Here is a 17,913-nt window from a genome sequence, read left to right on the forward strand (position 1 = left end):
CATCAAATGAGGTAAAATAACATTGACCCACGCCGCCAGGACTTTTAAGGGGTCAATCTTATTATGCCCGAGGGGTCAAATCCCGCGTGCCCGAGGGGGGCAATTACGCGCGCCTTTTCCAGTAAGAGAAGGACGTATTTTTTAATATTGTTCCACTTCTTGATTTTTTAAGTTTTTTCGCTTGTCTCTTTTCGGATGAACTTTTGGGAATAAGCAGATTCTTAAAAGCCATAATATTAGGCTGTAGCTTCATGATGTCCTGATATGAAGGAATATCGGTGTCTTGATTATGTGTTTGACAATATGAATCTTAACAAAGATGTTTTTTAGTAATTTTAAAGAAGAATAATCTTTGCCGGTTTTCTGAAAAATCCGTATCTTTGCCGGTGAAGGCTGGCGCAGTATGGTATTTCGCCGGCGATACCTTTCACACTTGTTTTAATATCACACAAAAAGTATTTGGACTATGAAAAAAATGATGATGTTGGCCGCAATGGCCATATTCTGCGTAAGCATGTCGGCTCAACAGCCTGTGCGCAAATGCGACCGTTGTCCCGCAAAATCGGAACAGTGCGAAAAGAAATGTGACAAAAAGGACTGCAAGAAGAAATGTGACGGCAAATGTGCCGATTGCAAAAAAGGTAACAAGGAATGTCAGCGGAAGTGTAGCAAAGCCAAGAAAGGACATTGCTCCAGAAAATGATGCCCCATTCTTTTTCTTTCAGAGGAGTCTTCGGAACAATATGGTTCTGAGGACTCTTTTCTTTTAATGTGTCATGAGTGAATGCTGCCTGTTTACGCGGAATTTTTTGAATATTTCTTTTTGAGACATGGAAAAGACCGTAAGTGCTATAATTCAGTTTTTTTGATGGCGGTTATTTGAAAAAAAAAAGTTATTTTTGTCACTTTAAAAACATAACGGAAAAACAGCCGGACGAACAACATGTTGTGGTCTTAACCGGTTGCAAGGATGCAATCCGTATAGGTTGCTCCACTCCAATTAAAAGCACAAAATCAAACCATCAAAAAAATACCAGTATGAAAAATCGTAAACTCCATTCCGGACGATGCGCCGCTTTGGCACTGGCTCTGCCTCTAGCTCTGACAGGTGTGCCGGGTGCTACGGCTCAGGTTCAGCCTTCGCTTGGTGTTGTTAAAGATGCCAAGGCTGTGCAAATAGCTGGGGCGAGAAAGATTAATCCCACTACGGTGGAAATCATTTATGCCAACGGCAAGCATGTTACTTTCGATTTCTATGGCGCCAATATCTTCCGGCTCTTCCGTGATGACAATGGCGGTATCGTGCGTAATCCCCAGGCCACTCCGCCAGCAGAAATCCTCGTAGGAGGTGCGCGGCGCGCTACGGGAGGCGTAGAACTGAAGAGCAATGCCGACAATATCGAAATGGAAACGTCGCGTGTCATTGTCAGTGTTGACCGGAAAACGGGCCTGCTCACCGTCATGAACAAGCAGACAAATGAAATCGTATTGAAGGAAGTGGCTCCTGTGTCTTTCGACAAAAAAGGTGTCACGATGACGCTACAGGCACAGCCTGATGAGTATTTCTATGGCGGCGGTGTGCAAAACGGCCGTTTCTCACATAAAGGCAAGGCTATCGCCATAGAAAACACCAACAACTGGGTGGATGGCGGAGTCGCTTCTCCAACACCGTTCTACTGGAGCACAAAAGGCTACGGCGTTATGTGGCATACATTCAAGCCCGGACGCTACGACTTTGGGGCTGCGGAAAAGGACAAGGTAATCCTTTCACATGGCGAGCAATATCTCGATGCTTTCATCATGGTGAATGATGGCGCGGTTGGGTTGCTCAATGATTTCTACCAACTGACAGGTAATCCTGTGCTCTTGCCGAAGTTTGGTTTCTACCAGGGGCATCTTAATGCCTATAATCGCGACTACTGGACGGAGAAGGAGAACGGCTTCATGCTGTTTGAGGACGGAAAGCGCTACAACGAAAGTCAAAAGGATAACGGCGGCATAAAGGAAAGCCTCAACGGCGAAAAAGGCAACTACCAGTTCTCCGCCCGCGCCGCTATTGACCGTTATGCAAACAATGACATGCCGCTCGGATGGTTCCTCCCCAACGACGGTTATGGCGCCGGTTATGGACAAACCAGCACACTTGACGGGAATATACAGAACCTGAAAGAGTTTGGTGACTATGCCCGCTCAAAAGGAGTTGAAATCGGTCTTTGGACACAAAGCGACCTTCATCCCAAAGAGGGTATAGAAGCCCTGCTGCAACGCGACATCGTAAAAGAAGTGCGTGATGCCGGTGTCCGTGTGCTCAAAACTGATGTGGCATGGGTAGGCTGGGGCTATAGCTTCGGACTGAACGGTGTGGCCGACGTCGGCCAGATCATGCCCTATTATGGCTCCAACGCCAGACCGTTTATCATTTCACTCGACGGTTGGGCCGGTACACAGCGTTATGCCGGTATTTGGAGTGGCGACCAGACCGGTGGTGACTGGGAGTATATCCGTTTCCATATACCGACTTTCATCGGTTCCGGTCTTTCCGGACAGCCTAATATAACTTCTGATACAGATGGTATTTTCGGCGGTAAGAACATTCCTGTAAATGTGCGTGAGTTTCAGTGGAAAACCTTTACTCCCATGGAACTTAACATGGACGGTTGGGGCTCTAATCCCAAATATCCCGAAGCGCTTGGTGAACCGGCAACATCCATTAACCGTACATATCTCAAACTGAAGTCGGAACTCATGCCCTATACCTATAGTATTGCGGCTGAAGCTGTAGACGGCAAGCCGATGGTGCGTGCCATGTTCCTTGACTATCCCAACGAATTTACCCTTGGCTCGCAAACACAGTATCAGTTTATGTATGGTCCCAGTTTCCTTGTGGCACCTGTTTATAAGGATACCAAGATGGATAAGGACGGTAATGACATACGTGACGGTATCTACCTGCCGGAAGGCAAGTGGGTGGATTATTATAACGGTGACATCTATACCGGCGGACGCCTCATAAATAATTATGAAACTCCGTTGTGGAAACTTCCCGTATTCGTGAAGAGCGATGCCATTATCCCGATGACCAACCCTAGCAACAATCCTTCGCAAATCCGCAAGAACTACCGCGCATATGAGATTTATGCAGAACGTTCGGCCGAGTTTACGGAATACGACGATGACGGCGCAACGCAGGAATACCTTAACGGCCGCTCCACACGCACACTCATCGGTACACAGGTAGACAAGGAAAGACTCACCGTTAATATTTCGCCGACTGTAGGTGATTTTGAAGGTTTTGAGAAGAATAAAGAAACGGAACTTCGTATCAACGTGACAGCAGCTCCCAAGAAAGTGGTGCTCAAGGTGGGCAAAAAGAAAATGACTCTTCCTGCTGCAGGTTCCCGCGAAGAACTTGACAGTTACGCCAACTTCTATTATTACGATGCAGCCCCTGACTGGAACCGTTTTGCTACGCCCGGCAGTGATTTTGCCAAGCAGAAAATAACCAGGAATCCTCAGTTGATCATCAAACTGGGCACTTATGACGTTACTGAAGCCGACATGGAAATTACTATAGATGGCTTTAAGTTTGCTCCTGCCGACCGTTATCTCGTGAGTAGTGGCGCTCTCTCCGCTCCTAAGGTTACTTTTGCCGAAGCCGGTAACGGTGTCTTCGATCTCACTCCTTCATGGGAAGCCGTGCCCAATGCCGATTATTACGAAGTGGAATTCGGTGGGATGATTCATTCTACAATCCGTGAGACAGCGTTCACGTTCGATGGTCTTACGCCTGAAACAAACTATGTCTTTAAAGTGCGTGCCGTTAATAAGGACGGTTATTCTGAATGGACTACAGCCAATGGCACTACTAAGAGCAATCCTCTCGAATTCGCCATAAAGGGCATTAAGGCATTGGCTACTTGCAAGGATCAGGGAGGTACACCTGTCAGAAAACTCTTCGATTTTGATGAAAAGAGCCAGTGGCACACTGACTGGAAGAGCGAGGCTGTTCCTTTCGAGATGACACTCGATTTGCGCTCTCTTAATCAGCTTGACCGTTTGGTTTACAAACCGCGTGAAGATGCCGGTAACGGAACCCTCCTTAAGGGAACTGTGTCCTATAGCTCTGATCGGCAGAACTGGACATCTCCTGTGGCTTTTGAATGGGCCAAGGACGGTAGCGACAAGACTTTCATGTTTGAAGGTAATCCTCAGGCTCGCTATGTCAGACTTGCTGTGACCGAAGGTGTCGGCAAGTTCGGTTCAGGCCGTGAGATGTACATCTTCAAGGTGGCGGACACTGAGAGCGTGCTTCAAGGCGATATCAACCGTGATAAGCGTATTGATGAGAATGATCTCACTTCTTACATGAACTATACTGGTTTGCGAAAGGGTGATAGTGACTTCGATTATGTAAGCTTGGGAGACATTAACAATAATGGTCTTATTGATGCTTACGACATTTCTATCGTAACGACCGAACTTGATGGCGGGGTGAGCAACTCCAATGACAAAGTAGCCGGTACTCTCGTGCTCACTCCCAGCAAAACGACCTTTGCTGCCGGCGACATTGTGGAAGTGAAAGTTTCAGGTAAAGGACTGCACTATGTCAATGGACTTAGCTTTGCTTTGCCCTACAATGCTCAAGAACTTGAATATGTCGGTACTGATCTGGAAGGCATGAAGGAAATGGTGAACCTCACTTATGACCGCCTGCACACTAACGGCCAGAAGGCTCTTTATCCTACGTTTGTGAACCGCGGCAACAATTTCTTGCTTGAAGATGGAGATCATAACCTTTTCACCATCAAGTTTAAAGCTAAGAAAGCCGGAAAATTCAATTTGAAAGCTCAGGATGGAATTTTAGTTGACCGTAATCTCGGTACGGTTCAATTCTGATAAAATCCCAAGCTTTCTCATATAAACTCTGCAAGAAAATCCGGCTGCGATATTAATATCGCAGCCGGATTTTCTTGCAAAAGATTTCCTTTAATAAAAGCATAAGGTACTTCGGTTGATTTTCAGTTTTGATATTTCTTGTTTTGTCTTTTTTATTTTGTCTCATTACCAATGAAATAATAGACTGTTCACTCCGGGCGGTTTTTAAAAAGGGTCTTTTCGATGAAAATTTCTTTATTCTTTCCTCAAAAGAACTAGTATCAAAAAATAACACGAATGCATTGGATTTCAAATTGCAATACGTGATGTTAGTGCAGAGATAGAACGCGTTTCTGTTTAGAAAGGTTTGATAAATACTGAAAAAAGCGGAGATCCGATGTTGAATATCCGCTTTGATTTTACAATATATTCTATTAAAAGATAAAGACAAACAATGTTTTTAAAACGTAGTATAAGTACATTTGAGATGTTTGGACCTCCCTTTTCAGCCGAATCGTGAAATCCGTGCCAACTTTTCCTCGTTTAGAATAACTATATCTTTGCCTTCTGTCATGATGATGCCTTCTTCTGCAAAATTGGAGAGCGTGCGTATGGCATTGGAGGTAGTCATGTTGGATAAGGCTGCCAAATCTTCGCGTGTAAGATGAATGCTCAAGCTTTTGTCTTTGGGAGTGATGCCGTATACATCTTTCAGGTAGAGTAATGATTCTGCCAAGCGTCCTCTGACGTGTTTTTGCGTGAGGCTTACAGCTCTTTGGTCGGAAATGCCCAGATCTGTGGCTAGTTCCTTGATAAAGAAAAATGACAGTGCATGATTGGTTCTCATGGCATTGTAGATATCCGTCATGGGTATGGCGCAAATCTCAGAAGGTTCGAAAGCGGCGGCACCAGTAACATAAGGCTCTTTAGCCATGGAGGCGCGGTAGCCGAAATATTGTCCTGGGCGCAACACGCGGAGTATCTGACTGCGGCCGCCCACGCCATCGCGAAAAATCTTTATCTTGCCGGATAAAATGCACAGCAGGTGGTCAGGGCTGTCACCTTCGTGATAAATAGCTTCGTTTTTCTTATAAGATTGACAAACAATGTGTGGCAATATTGTTGCTTGTTCTTCTTTCGAAAGAAGCGACCAAAAATCTTTAATTTTATGTGTGAAATCAGTCTTTGACAGTTCGATTTTTTCGGTCATGAAATTTAATATGCTGTAAAACATAGTTTATTAGCGCAAAAGTAAAGATTCTTTATTGCTTAACAAAATGTTGAGTAAATATTTTTGTTTTTTTTATGATATTGAGCGGCAACTTTCTTGTTATCGTAATGGATAATGGACTTAAATGGTATTATTAGCTGAAAATGAATAAAAATAAAGCACCTGCCATCTTTTTCTATGAAAAATTTCTTTAAGAAACAAATTTTCCCTAATTTTGGAATTGAATCAGTTTTGAGCTTGCTCGTGCGGGTATCAACTGATAGAACTGGCAGAACAGGCTGTGTTTCTCTTTTATTTCAGAGGAGTGCTCCGAGTCAGTTTTAAAGAATGTGATTTATATAAAACCTTATAATCTCTAACCTATGTGCTACTTACGATTTGACAAGGCGCAGATGACCAATCTTCAGGATTCTTTGTTTAAGGAATTATTGATTACCAGTCGGTCAGGCGCCTATTGCAACACCACCCTTGTAGGTTGCAACATCCGAAAATATCATGGTTTGATGGTTGTTCCTGTTCCTGAATTGGACGATGAGAACCATGTGCTCCTCTCTTCGTTGGATGAAACGGTTATCCAACACGGAGCGGAGTTTAATCTCGGACTGCACAAATATCAAGGTGAAAATTACAGTCCGAAGGGACATAAATACATTGTAAGTTTCGAGTGGGAGAAGGTGCCTACATGGATTTACCGTATCGGAGGCGTTATGCTAAAGAAAGAAATAGCCTTTGATTCTGGTGAGTATCGTTTCTATATCCGTTATACTCTTCTACAGGCTCATTCCGCCACAACATTGCGTTTGCGTCCGTTTTTGGCATTCCGCAGCGTACGGCAGTGGACCCACGAAAACAGTACGGCAAATAATGGCTATGACTCGGTGAAGAACGGTATTAAAATGTGCTTGTATGCCGGTTATCCCGATCTGTTTATGCAGACTAACGTCAAGTCGGAATTCCATTATCAGCCTGATTGGTATCGTGGATTAGACTATCCCAAGGAGCGTGAGCGAGGCTATGACGCAACGGAGGACTTGCTTGTTCCCGGTTATTTTGAGCTGCCGATTAAGAAAGGGCAGACGGTTGTTTTTTCTGCAGCTCTTAACGAGTTAGCTCCTAGCCGTTTGGATAACTCCATGCAGACCGTTATTGACACTCATGATAAACGTGACAGTTTTTATCATTGTCTTGTTAACGCCGCCCATCAATTTAAAGTTCAGAAAAATGATGGACACTATATATTGGCAGGCTATCCGTGGTTCAAGTGCCGTGCCCGTGATACGTTCATTTCCATGCCGGGCTTGACTTTGTCAATAGGAGAAGTTTCCCAATATGAGAAATATATGGATACCGCGGCTGTGGCAATCCGTAATTATATCAATAAGGAGGCTGTAAATGTTCCTATTTATGAAATGGAACAGCCTGATACTCTTTTGTGGGCTATCTGGTGCTTACAGCAATACCACAAGGTTGTTTCACATCAGCAGTTCTACGATAAATACGGGCGTTTGCTGTGGGATATCATGGAGTTTATATGGAACGGGCGGCATACCAACCTTTTTGTGCATGATAATGGTTTGCTTTATGCTAACGGTCGTGACCGTGCCATTACCTGGATGAATTCAACAGTGGACGGTCGTCCCATAGTACCCCGCTCCGGTTATATTGTTGAATTTAACGCATTGTGGTATAATGCTTTGAAATTCTGCGAACAGATACTCAACGAAAATGGCGGCGAGGCAGATGTTATACAAGCTAAAGCATGTGCCGAAGAAGCTGAGAAAGTGGCTGTTTCCTTTAAGGAGGTTTTTCTCAATGAGTACGGATATCTGCTTGACTATGTAGACGGTATGATGATGGATTGGAGTGTCCGTCCAAATCAATTGTTTGCTATAGCGCTGGATTATTCGCCGCTTAATGTCAAGGAGCGTAAGGGTGTTCTGGATATCTGCACTAAAGAATTGGTGACTCCTAAAGGCATTCGGTCCTTATCTCCCAAAAGCGGAGGGTATAATCCACTCTACGTCGGGCCGCAGATACAACGTGACTATGCTTATCATCAAGGAACCGCATGGCCTTGGCTCACTGGCTTTTATCTGGAGGCCTATCTTCGTGTGTACAAAATGAGCGGGGTCAACTATATCGAGCGTCAGCTTATCGGGTTTGAAGAAGAATTATTCTACCATTGTGTCGGAACAATTCCTGAACTGTTTGATGGGAATCCACGTTTCAGCGGTCGTGGCGCCATTTCATTTGCTATGAATGTAAGTGGCATTCTTCGTGCACTCAGCATGCTTGATAAATATTCGGTTGATTGAGATTTAAAACTTGAAGAAGAAAAACATTTAACTGGTTGCTAAGTGTCTTATAGCTAAATAGACCGGATTATACTTCACGATAAGGAGAATGTTCCGTTACAGTTGTTACAATCAGTTGAACTAAAGCTAATACGTATGAAAGTATTAATGTTCGGATGGGAATTCCCTCCCCATATTCTGGGCGGACTCGGAACTGCCAGCTACGGCATTACAGCAGGTTTGGCCAAGCAGCCAGACATGCAAATTACCTTTTGTATCCCAAAACCTTGGGGAGATGAGGACAAAAGTTTCATGAATATTATCGGTCTGAGTGAAACTCCGATTGTTTGGCGTGATGTTGATTATGACTATGTCAAGCAGCGTTTGGGCAATAAAATGTCGCCTGAGCAGTATTACGCTCTGCGCGACCATATTTATGCTGATTTCAGTTATCGGCAGACCAATGACTTGGGATGTATAGAGTTTTCCGGTCGTTATCCTGACAATCTTCATGATGAGATCAATAATTATTCCATTGTGGCAGGAGTCATAGCCCGGCAGCAGGAGTATGATATTATTCATGCCCACGATTGGCTGACTTATCCGGCGGGCATACATGCCAAGCATGTCAGCGGCAAACCTTTGGTCATTCATGTGCATGCCACGGACTTCGACCGTTCGCGCGGCAATGTCAATCCTACGGTCTACAGTATAGAAAAAGACGGTATGGACCATGCCGACTGTATCATGTGTGTGTCGGAGTTGACCCGTCAGACGGTTATCAACCATTATCATCAGAATCCGGCCAAATGTATAGCCATGCATAATGCTGTTTATCCGCTTTCGGAAGAAATTCAACAAATCGTGGCGCAGCGCAAACCTGCCCGTGAACGGAAAGAGAAGGTGGTGACGTTTTTGGGTCGTATCACGATGCAGAAAGGACCGGAGTATTTCGTTGAGGCTGCTTCATTGGTTTTGCAGCGTACACGCAACATACGTTTCTGCATGGCTGGTTCGGGAGATATGTTGAATGCCATGATTGAGTTGGCAGCACAGCGCGGTATCGCAGACCGTTTTCATTTTCCGGGGTTTATGAAAGGAAAGCAAGTATACGAGGCTTTCCGCGATAGTGATGTGTATGTGATGCCCTCTGTCAGCGAACCTTTCGGCATCTCCCCGCTAGAGGCCATGCAATGCGGTGTTCCTTCCATCATCAGCCATCAGAGCGGATGTGCCGAAATTCTTGATAAATGTATCAAGACGGACTATTGGGATATCAATGCTATGGCAGATGCCATGTATTCCATCTGTGCCAACGAAGGCCTTTATACTTATCTTCAGGAAGAAGGTAAGAAAGAAGTCGACCAAATTACTTGGGAGAAGGTAGGACAACGCATCTACAACATTTATAGCCAAATTCTTGTAAACTACAATCATTAAGCCAAAGCGTATATTATGAAAACCATTTGCCTTTATTTTGAAATACACCAGAATATTCATTTGAAGCGTTACCGTTTCTTTGACATTGGTACCGACCATTATTATTATGACGATTATGAGAATGCGCGTTCCATAACCGAGACGGCGGACCGTTCCTATGTGCCGGCAATCAACGCACTTATTGAAATGGCCGAAAGGTATGGCAGTTATTTCAAATGTGCTATTTCCTTGTCGGGCTGTGCCATTGAACAGCTTGAGAATCATGCGCCTCAGGTTATTGAGCTCTTGCAGAAACTCAACGACACCGGTTGTGTGGAATTCCTTGCCGAACCTTACAGCCATGGCTTTTCCTCGTTGGCCAGTCCGGAGTGTTTCAAGGAGGAGGTTCGGCGTTTATGCCATAAGGTAAAGTCGCTTTTCGGACAGGATCCCAAGATCTTCCGTAATTCCTGCCTTATTTACTCCGATGAGATAGGTGAGCTTGTGGCCGATATGGGCTTTAAAGGTATGTTGGCCGAAGGTTCCAAGCATATTTTAGGATGGAAGAGTCCTCATTTCGTATATAATTGCAACCGCAATCCGAAATTAAAACTGTTGTTGCGCGACTATAGTCTGTCGGAGGATATCAGTTTCCGTTTCAACGATTCTTCGTGGAGCCAATATCCTCTCTTTGCCGATAAGTATGCCAATTGGATTGCTCAGTTGCCTGAAGAAGAACAAGTCATCAACCTCTTTATGGAGTTGTGTGCTTTAGGCATTTTCCAGCCGCTTTCATCGAATATTCTGGAATTCATGAAAGCGCTTCCCGCACAGCTCAAAGAGCGCGGCGTCGTATTTTCCACACCCTCCGAAATATGCGCGAAGTTCAAGTCGTCGGGCGACCTTAATGTAGAATATCCCACTTCATGGGTTGACGAAGAACGCGATATGTCGGCATGGTTGGGTAATGTCATGCAGCGTGAAGCTTTTGAGAAACTTTATAGTGTGGCCGACCGTGTCCGCATTTGTCAGGACCGTCGCCTTAAGCAGGATTGGGACTACCTGCAAGCTTCCAACAATCTTCGCTTCATGAGCACAAAGCCTAATTCTTATGGTGGCTACCGTGGCATTTACGATTCTCCTTACGATGCTTTTACCAATTACATGAACATCTTGGGAGACTTTACCAACCGTGTCAATAATCTCTATCCTGCCGAAATCGAGAATGAAGAGCTTAACTCTCTTCTGACAACTATCAAGAATCAGGATGAGGAGCTTGAAATGAAAGATAAGGAAATCGAAAAGCTTCAGCACATGCTGGCAAAATTCGAAAAGGAAAAGAAGGCTGTTTCAGCTGCGAAACCGGTTGCGGAAAAGACTTCGGCCGCTAAGAAAACGGCTTCAGCCAAGAGTAAGTCTGCAGCAAAGGCTACTTCTAAGAAAACCTCAGAAAAAACTCCGGCTAAAGACAGTAAATAAGAGAGGATTGGCAGATTTTTCTTAATCAGCCGCTGAGTGATGTCTGCCTGTTTCCGAGATGTTTTTCTCTTTTTGTGCGTATCCGTTCTTTTCTTAAACAATTCTAAAGAAAAGAGGGATACGCTTTTTTAGTCTTAATAAATCTACTATTATAAAATAAAGTGCTAATTTTGCATAATCATTCGGAATTCAGGGGCTGTTTTTTTACGAAATAACAGTGAGAACTTAATTGCCCCGGTTTTGCTTTCATCATCAAAATTATTATTGTAATAAAATGAAGAGACTTATTCCCATCCTTGTGTGCGTGGCTTGCCTTTTCACATCCTGCAAAACACGCGAGAAAGTACTTTATTTTCAAGACATTGCCAACGGTGATCAGATTACGACCCAGAGTCTTGAACCGTTGAAGCTATGTGCCGGCGATAAGGTTTCCATCATTGTCAGCAGCAGCGCTACTCCGGAGATTGCCCAACAGTTCAATTTGCCCATCGTTACGGTTCAGGCCGGTTCGGCTGCGCGGACTTATAGTAATCAGATTGCCCTCTACACACTTGACGAACAAGGATGTGTGGACATACCTACGCTTGGGCGTGTGAAGATAGGCGGTTTGACGCGATCGGATGCCGCAGTGAAGATACAGGACATGTTGCGTCAGGGACAACTTCGCGACGGCATTGTCACGGTGAGCGCCTATGATCAGTTCATCACTGTTTTGGGAGAAGTGAAAAATCCTGGCCGCGTGTCTGTCAATCGCGACAACATCACTCTGCTTGAGGCCATCGGGCAGTGTGGCGACCTTACAATACAAGCCCGCCGCGACCGCATACTGGTGCTCCGTCAGGAAAATGGTTTGACCAAAACCTATTATGTTGACATCCGTTCGAAGGATTTGCTCAATTCTCCGGTTTATAATCTTCACCAGAATGATGTGGTGGTGGTTGAACCTAACAAGGTACGTCAGGGACAGTCAACGAACAACGACAACAGCGTCCGCTCCATTTCCACCTGGCTCTCCGTTTCGTCAGTGCTTATCAGCCTCGGTATTCTTATTTTCCGTTGATACGGAAAAGTTCCAAGCAATCATACAATTTGTAACTTCCGCCGGTTTCCCCTTAATGCCGGCGGAAGTTTTTTTTATATCTGTGTGTTTGCTGACCGGTCTTCAATAAGATGCTTTTACGTTGCAGGTAATGCTTGTTTTGAGGCAATCTGCCGTTTTAACACAATTTGTTTTCAGGCGTAAAATGTTGTATCTTTGTAATAGCGGAGCGGGACTTTCCATCGGGAAGTCCCGCTTTTCCGGTCTTTTTCAAGTCTTTTTGCGTAAGTTTCCGCCGTATTTTCATAGGAAATTCGCCGTATTGGAATTTAAATTCCAAGTATTCGTGTTAAAATTTCAATACGGACTTTTCCCGTTTCATCACTTGCAACCTATGTTTTAACATATCGGAATGTAACGGAAAGTTAAATATGTTAAAGTCCGGAGCCTCTGAAAATGATCCAAATGCTTGGTAGAGGGAAACTGGTTATCCGAAACGTTTGTGCCAGTTCAGGAATATGCTCACCCCGTCGTTGCCGAACTTTTTCAGGCTCCTGACGGTTGCTTCGACTGTGCGTTCGCACTCCGGATGGCTTTTCGAAAAAAACTTGTCGGCATAGCATATCACTTGCTCTTCAAGTGTTTGCGGACAATAATCGCCCGGAGGAAGCGGCAGCCGTTGTTCGGCAATGTTCTCTGCGGTCAGTCCGGTGCCCGTGTGTCGCTCGCAGACTCGTGCCACGGCTTCATCGCCCTGGCTGCGCATGATTTCGGCGCCCAGACGCCCGTGAAGCAGATAGGGCGCTTTGCCGTGGCAGTGTATGCCCGGTGCGTCGGTCATGAAGATGCCGATGTCGTGGAGCATGGCGGCGCGGTGCAGAAACTCGCGGTCGAGATGCAGTTCGGGATGGCGGTCGGCCACAGCGAGGGCTTTTCCGGCCACTTGGCGGCTATGGTGAAGCAACAGGCGGCGCAGTTCGTTGTCGGCGGGATAGTATTGGCGGATGATTTCTTCAGCAGTCATTGAAGGTGTGTTGAGAGGGTTGTTTGCGCAAAAATACAACTTTTGGCATGGAAACCTTGTTTTTGGTAAAAAATATTTATCTTTGCTTCCAGTTCCTATCCTTGCTTCCGTTAAGTCTATATTATTCTTATGAAGAAAATTCTCTACTCCGCTTTGTTGGTGACTAGTGCAGCTTTGACAACCTTACCCGTCGAGGCCAAAATCATACACTTGCTGCCCCGTCCGCACTTGCTGGTGCCTGCCGCCGGGCAGCCGCCTTTTTCGCTTGGCCGTGCCGTAAGCATCAGCGACCCTACGGCCTGTACGGCTCTGAGCATGTTCTTTACAGCTCACGGCTGTACCTTGAAGTCCGGGGCCGCAGCCAGAGTGACGGTGGAACTGGTTGGGAGGATCGACGGCGCCCATGATTATGTGCTGGCGGATTTTCCCAATGAGGCGTATGCGCTGGACATTTCGGCCGATGCCGTGGCAATAAAGGCCGTTACGCCGACCGGTGTCATCCGTGCCGCACAGACATTGGCGCAGCTGGCCGAAGGCTATGACGGCGGAATGCCCGCGCTTGAAGCCCTGTCGATGACCGACTGGCCGGCTTTCAAGTTGCGAGGTTTCATGCACGATGTGGGACGCTCCTTTGTGTCGTTTGACGAATTGAAGAAGGAGATAGACCTTCTGGCACGTTTCAAAGTGAACGTATTTCACTGGCATCTTACGGAAAAACTGGCATGGCGCTTTGAAGTGAAGGCCTATCCGCAACTGACAGCCGATGAAAATATGATACGCTATGCCGGACAATACTACACACAGGAACAATGCCGCGAGCTCCAAGCCTATGCGGCGGAGCGCGGGGTGACGGTAATTCCTGAAATAGATATGCCGGGACACAGCGATGTCTTTACCAAAGCCATGGGCTTCAGCATGCAGACCGACCAGGGGGTAGAGGCGCTGAAGAAAATCCTGGACGAAGTGGTGGAGGCTTTTCCTGATGCTCCCTATATTCATATAGGAGGTGACGAGGTCAGAATAACTTATCCCGATTTTCTGGAAACAATGGCTCGTTACGTTCGCGGCAAAGGGCGCAGAGTGGTGGTGTGGAACCGTCTGGTGGCCGGTCCGCCGACAGCGGCTATGGCTGACATGACACAGATGTGGGCTACTTCCGGCAAGAAAGTGGCAGGTCTGCCCAATATTGACTGTCGTTACAATTATACAAACCATTTTGACGTTTATGCCGATTTGGTGGGCATTTATAAAAGTAATATATATTATGAGCAACAGGGCAATCCCGATGTGGCCGGAACCATCTCGGCTGCATGGAACGACACCAAAACGGCTACTGAAACCGATATCGTACGACAGAATAATATTTATGCAAACATTCTGGCTTCGGCCGAGCGCGCATGGATAGGCGGCGGAAAACAATACATCGAAACGGGAGGGACAACATTGCCCAACAGCGGTGAGGAGTTTGAGGAGTTTGCCGATTTTGAGCGCCGCTTCCTGTTTCATAAGGGGCACTCGCTGAAAGACGAGCCCATTCCCTACGTGAGGCAAACCAATGTGCGATGGCGCATCACTGCGCCTTTCCCCAATGGAGGAGACAAGGCCAAAGTGCTTCCGCCCGAGCAGTTTCAGGGCGATCTGCTGCCTGAACAGTTTGATTATGAGGGAAAGACTTACGGTACGACTCTGGCTACAGGGGCCGGTATATACCTCCGTCATATATGGCATCCCACAGTGCCTTCCTTTTATGCCAGTCCTGCCGGCAACCAGACGGCTTATGCCTGGACTTACGTCTACTCGCCGGCAGAGCAGGAAGTGGGTGCCCAGATAGAGTTCTATACCTATAGCCGTTCGGGTAGCGAGAAGGCCCCCGAAGCAGGCGAATGGGATCGTCGCGGTTCACGCGTATGGCTTAACGGCAAGGAAATTCCCGCACCGGTATGGACACAGCCGGGAGTAAACATTCCGCAGGATCATGCCACTATCGGACTGGCAAATGAGAACTTCACGGCACGTCCCGTAGTGCCTGTCACTTTGCGGAAGGGGTGGAACAAAGTGTTCCTGAAATTACCGCATGTCAACAGCGGCGGAACCGGACGCGACAAGTGGCAGTTTACCTTTGTTCTTACAGATAAGGAGGGAAAGAATGCCGTTGAAGGGCTGATATACTCTCCGGTGAAAAGCATAGACGCCGCGGCAGACGGAGTGGCTTTCTTGATTGATGAGATATCCAATTTCATACATGCGAATTTCAGTGGGATGCCGGGGTATTACCCTATGTCTTTGTGTGAAGGCATCAACCGGAAGATGGAAGAGATAAAGGCTACTCTTTCGCAGGAAATGTCGTTGGAGGAACGTGACATACAAAAACTGCGGCTGTCTGACGCTTTCGGCGAATTACAGGCGGTCATGGCAGACAGTAAGGTTAACCAACCGCAGATGAGCACAGGCACAGAGGCTTATTGGTATGCTCTCAGCACACCGTTGCGCGGGAATCGTTACCCGACATCGAAAGGAGCGGGAGCAGGTATTATGGGTGAAACCTCTCGTGGAAAGAGCGCCACATGGAAGTTTACCGCTCGGGCCGACGGTTCTTGTAATATTGTCAATGCGGCCGACGGAACATTCGTATCGCCGGTGGCCGCAAACGGTACTCCCCTGAAGACGGTCACCGCCGAGCCTTCCAAGGGATGGACACTCTCAAGGGCCGATGAGGTGGGATATTTTATCATGACTTCAGGCAATGTGCAGTTTCATCAGGGCAATGACGGCCGGATTATCAATTGGGGCGGCGGTGATAACGTCACTGATGTCGGATGCAAATATACGATTGCGGGAGTGGAACTTCCTCCTGAACCCCAAGTAAGCAATGAAAAAACGACTTATTGGTATCGGTTCAGTACACCGTTGCGAGAAAACCGTTATCCGACCTCGAAAGGAGTGGGGAGGGCTCTTGTTGGTGAGGCAGTGGCAAGCAGAGCTTCAACTTGGAAGTTTGTCGCGCGTCCTGACGGTAAAATAAACATCGTTAACCGTGTTGACAAAACCTTTGTTTCGCCTGATTCTGATCATAACACGGCACTCATTACCGTGAGAAACGAGCCTTCCGACGGCTGGGAGTTTAAACCCGCAGCTACTGACGGCTGTTTTATTATAGTGAGCGGAACAAGCCAGTTTAATCAGACCAACAATGCGCAATTAGGCTTTAATGTTTTCAATTATGGCGGTGGCGATAATGTTACCGACTCCGGTTGTCAATATGATTTTACTTTGGTGGAAACACAGGATACATCGACAGGCATTGACCGTGCGGAACAATCTTCCGATGTCGGTATTCAAGTGGTGAACGGCCGTGTATCGTCTTCTGTTCCTTTTCAGTTGTTTACGGCTGACGGTCGTGAATTGGATGCAGGTACACGTTTGAAGACGGGTGTTTATGTTGTGAATACGACTGTGGGCAGTGTTAAAGTCGTTGTGAAATAAATAAGGGGCGGGTAGCTTCTTGTAATAATGTGGCCGGCAATATTTATTGTCCGTAGGTTTAATACGAAAAATCTTTATTCAACTTAAAAAATATATTATGATGATTATAGGTATAGCTGGTGGCACTGGCTCAGGGAAGACTACTGTAGTGAAAAAGATCGTGGAGAGTTTGCCGGAAGGATCTGTTGCTGTCATTCCACAAGACTCTTATTATAATGATCAGACGCATCTGCCGTTGGAAATACGTAAGAAAACGAATTTTGATCATCCCGATGCGTTTGAGTGGCCATTGTTGGCTCATCAGATAGCCGAATTGAAATCCGGAAGGCCTATAGAACAACCCACTTATTCCTATATAACTTGTACACGGTTAGAGGAAACCGTTCACGTGGAGCCGCGGGATGTCATTATCGTAGAGGGCATAATGACGCTTTATGACAAGTCGTTGCGTGAACAGATGGATTTGAAGATTTTTGTTGATGCTGAGTCTGATGAACGTCTTTTACGGGTTATTGAACGCGATATTGCCGAACGGGGACATCCACTTGAAATGCTTATCGGAAAATACCGCAATATCCTTAAGCCTATGCACGATGAGTTCATAGAACCGACGAAGCAGTATGCGGATATTATAATTCCTAATGGAGGAGAAAATGCCCGGGCAATCCGTCTGATGAAGCAATTTATTATGTCAGCCTTAAAACGCGTGGAGTGAAGGTTCTATTAACGCAAAAAGAGGCCTTTCAGATGTTTCTGCTTTAACTTTATGTTACATTTGAGAGCTTTTTAATATAATAAAATGTTAAAAACAAGATGGCTCGATCGTTATCGATTTTAATGAAATAACTATTGTTTGAAGGTGTTGGCTTGAGATAATCGGAAAAGGCTGTGCATATTTATAATGTACGGCTTTTTTTGTTTTATATGTTAAGTTTTCAGTGGTTTTATGAGCTTTTTGTCTTATTTTTTCGGGATGGATTTTTCTCTTGATTTGAAATGCTCATGACTTTGTTAAAAAAAGTTTTTTATTGTTTTAAAAGTTGCCCTGTGTTGTTTCTTAAAAATATTT

At 45.8% G+C, this 17,913-nt stretch carries 10 protein-coding genes; 8 read left to right on the top strand and 2 right to left on the bottom strand.

The genetic code is table 11. The features are described from left to right. The first annotated feature begins 466 nt into the window (after positions 1-466). Together C5S62_RS12865 and C5S62_RS12870 are read left to right on the top strand one after the other, a co-directional pair. Complete coding sequence (locus C5S62_RS12865; RefSeq protein ID WP_104405723.1) at positions 467-703, top strand: hypothetical protein; 237 nt, start codon at positions 467-469, stop codon at positions 701-703. Positions 704-1,038: 335 nt separating this feature from the next. Further along, positions 1,039-4,896: a TIM-barrel domain-containing protein gene (locus C5S62_RS12870; RefSeq protein ID WP_104405724.1), complete on the top strand. Its 3,858-nt coding sequence runs from the start codon at positions 1,039-1,041 to the stop codon at positions 4,894-4,896. A gap of 484 nt (positions 4,897-5,380) precedes the next feature. Here the strand turns inward: C5S62_RS12870 and C5S62_RS12880 are convergent, their stop codons facing one another. Then, a complete protein-coding gene (locus C5S62_RS12880) occupies positions 5,381-6,085 on the bottom strand; it encodes a Crp/Fnr family transcriptional regulator (RefSeq protein ID WP_104405733.1) in 705 nt (234 codons plus the stop codon). 383 nt (positions 6,086-6,468) lie between these two features. Here C5S62_RS12880 and C5S62_RS12885 point away from each other — a divergent pair, with 383 nt between their 5' ends. The 4 genes from C5S62_RS12885 (at position 6,469) to C5S62_RS12900 (ending at position 12,358) form a co-directional block, all read left to right on the top strand. Beyond that, positions 6,469-8,421, top strand: a complete 1,953-nt coding sequence (locus tag C5S62_RS12885; RefSeq protein ID WP_104405726.1) for a glycogen debranching enzyme N-terminal domain-containing protein — start codon at positions 6,469-6,471, stop codon at positions 8,419-8,421. Between the two features lie 135 nt (positions 8,422-8,556). Continuing rightward, a complete protein-coding gene (locus C5S62_RS12890) occupies positions 8,557-9,840 on the top strand; it encodes a glycosyltransferase family 4 protein (protein WP_104405727.1) in 1,284 nt (427 codons plus the stop codon). 15 nt (positions 9,841-9,855) lie between these two features. Continuing rightward, a complete protein-coding gene (locus C5S62_RS12895) occupies positions 9,856-11,298 on the top strand; it encodes a glycoside hydrolase family 57 protein (RefSeq protein WP_104405728.1) in 1,443 nt (480 codons plus the stop codon). A 274-nt stretch (positions 11,299-11,572) separates the two neighbouring features. Further along, positions 11,573-12,358, top strand: a complete 786-nt coding sequence (locus C5S62_RS12900) for a polysaccharide biosynthesis/export family protein (protein ID WP_104405729.1) — start codon at positions 11,573-11,575, stop codon at positions 12,356-12,358. Positions 12,359-12,824: 466 nt separating this feature from the next. Here the strand turns inward: C5S62_RS12900 and C5S62_RS12905 are convergent, their stop codons facing one another. Next, entirely contained in the window at positions 12,825-13,361 is a 537-nt protein-coding gene (locus C5S62_RS12905) for an HD domain-containing protein (protein WP_104405730.1), read from the bottom strand. A gap of 129 nt (positions 13,362-13,490) precedes the next feature. Between C5S62_RS12905 and C5S62_RS12910 the strand changes: the two genes are divergently transcribed. Beyond that, positions 13,491-16,844 (top strand): family 20 glycosylhydrolase, encoded by a 3,354-nt coding sequence (locus tag C5S62_RS12910; protein ID WP_104405731.1) that lies wholly within the window; start codon positions 13,491-13,493, stop codon positions 16,842-16,844. Positions 16,845-16,941: 97 nt separating this feature from the next. After that, positions 16,942-17,559 (top strand): uridine kinase, encoded by a 618-nt coding sequence (udk, locus tag C5S62_RS12915; RefSeq protein ID WP_104405732.1) that lies wholly within the window; start codon positions 16,942-16,944, stop codon positions 17,557-17,559. Positions 17,560-17,913 lie beyond the last annotated feature (354 nt).

Origin of the sequence: Prevotella sp. MGM2 (assembly GCF_002933955.1) — a bacterium.
In the GTDB taxonomy this organism is placed as follows: domain Bacteria; phylum Bacteroidota; class Bacteroidia; order Bacteroidales; family Bacteroidaceae; genus Alloprevotella.

Bases quoted from the DNA above. Each gene is read 5' to 3' on its own strand.
- C5S62_RS12865 (WP_104405723.1), top strand. From the start codon at position 467: ATGAAAAAAATGATGATGTTGGCCGCAATGGCCATATTCTGCGTAAGC.
- C5S62_RS12870 (WP_104405724.1), top strand. From the start codon at position 1,039: ATGAAAAATCGTAAACTCCATTCCGGACGATGCGCCGCTTTGGCACTG.
- C5S62_RS12880 (WP_104405733.1), bottom strand. From the start codon at position 6,085: ATGACCGAAAAAATCGAACTGTCAAAGACTGATTTCACACATAAAATT.
- C5S62_RS12885 (WP_104405726.1), top strand. From the start codon at position 6,469: ATGTGCTACTTACGATTTGACAAGGCGCAGATGACCAATCTTCAGGAT.
- C5S62_RS12890 (WP_104405727.1), top strand. From the start codon at position 8,557: ATGAAAGTATTAATGTTCGGATGGGAATTCCCTCCCCATATTCTGGGC.
- C5S62_RS12895 (WP_104405728.1), top strand. From the start codon at position 9,856: ATGAAAACCATTTGCCTTTATTTTGAAATACACCAGAATATTCATTTG.
- C5S62_RS12900 (WP_104405729.1), top strand. From the start codon at position 11,573: ATGAAGAGACTTATTCCCATCCTTGTGTGCGTGGCTTGCCTTTTCACA.
- C5S62_RS12905 (WP_104405730.1), bottom strand. From the start codon at position 13,361: ATGACTGCTGAAGAAATCATCCGCCAATACTATCCCGCCGACAACGAA.
- C5S62_RS12910 (WP_104405731.1), top strand. From the start codon at position 13,491: ATGAAGAAAATTCTCTACTCCGCTTTGTTGGTGACTAGTGCAGCTTTG.
- udk (WP_104405732.1), top strand. From the start codon at position 16,942: ATGATGATTATAGGTATAGCTGGTGGCACTGGCTCAGGGAAGACTACT.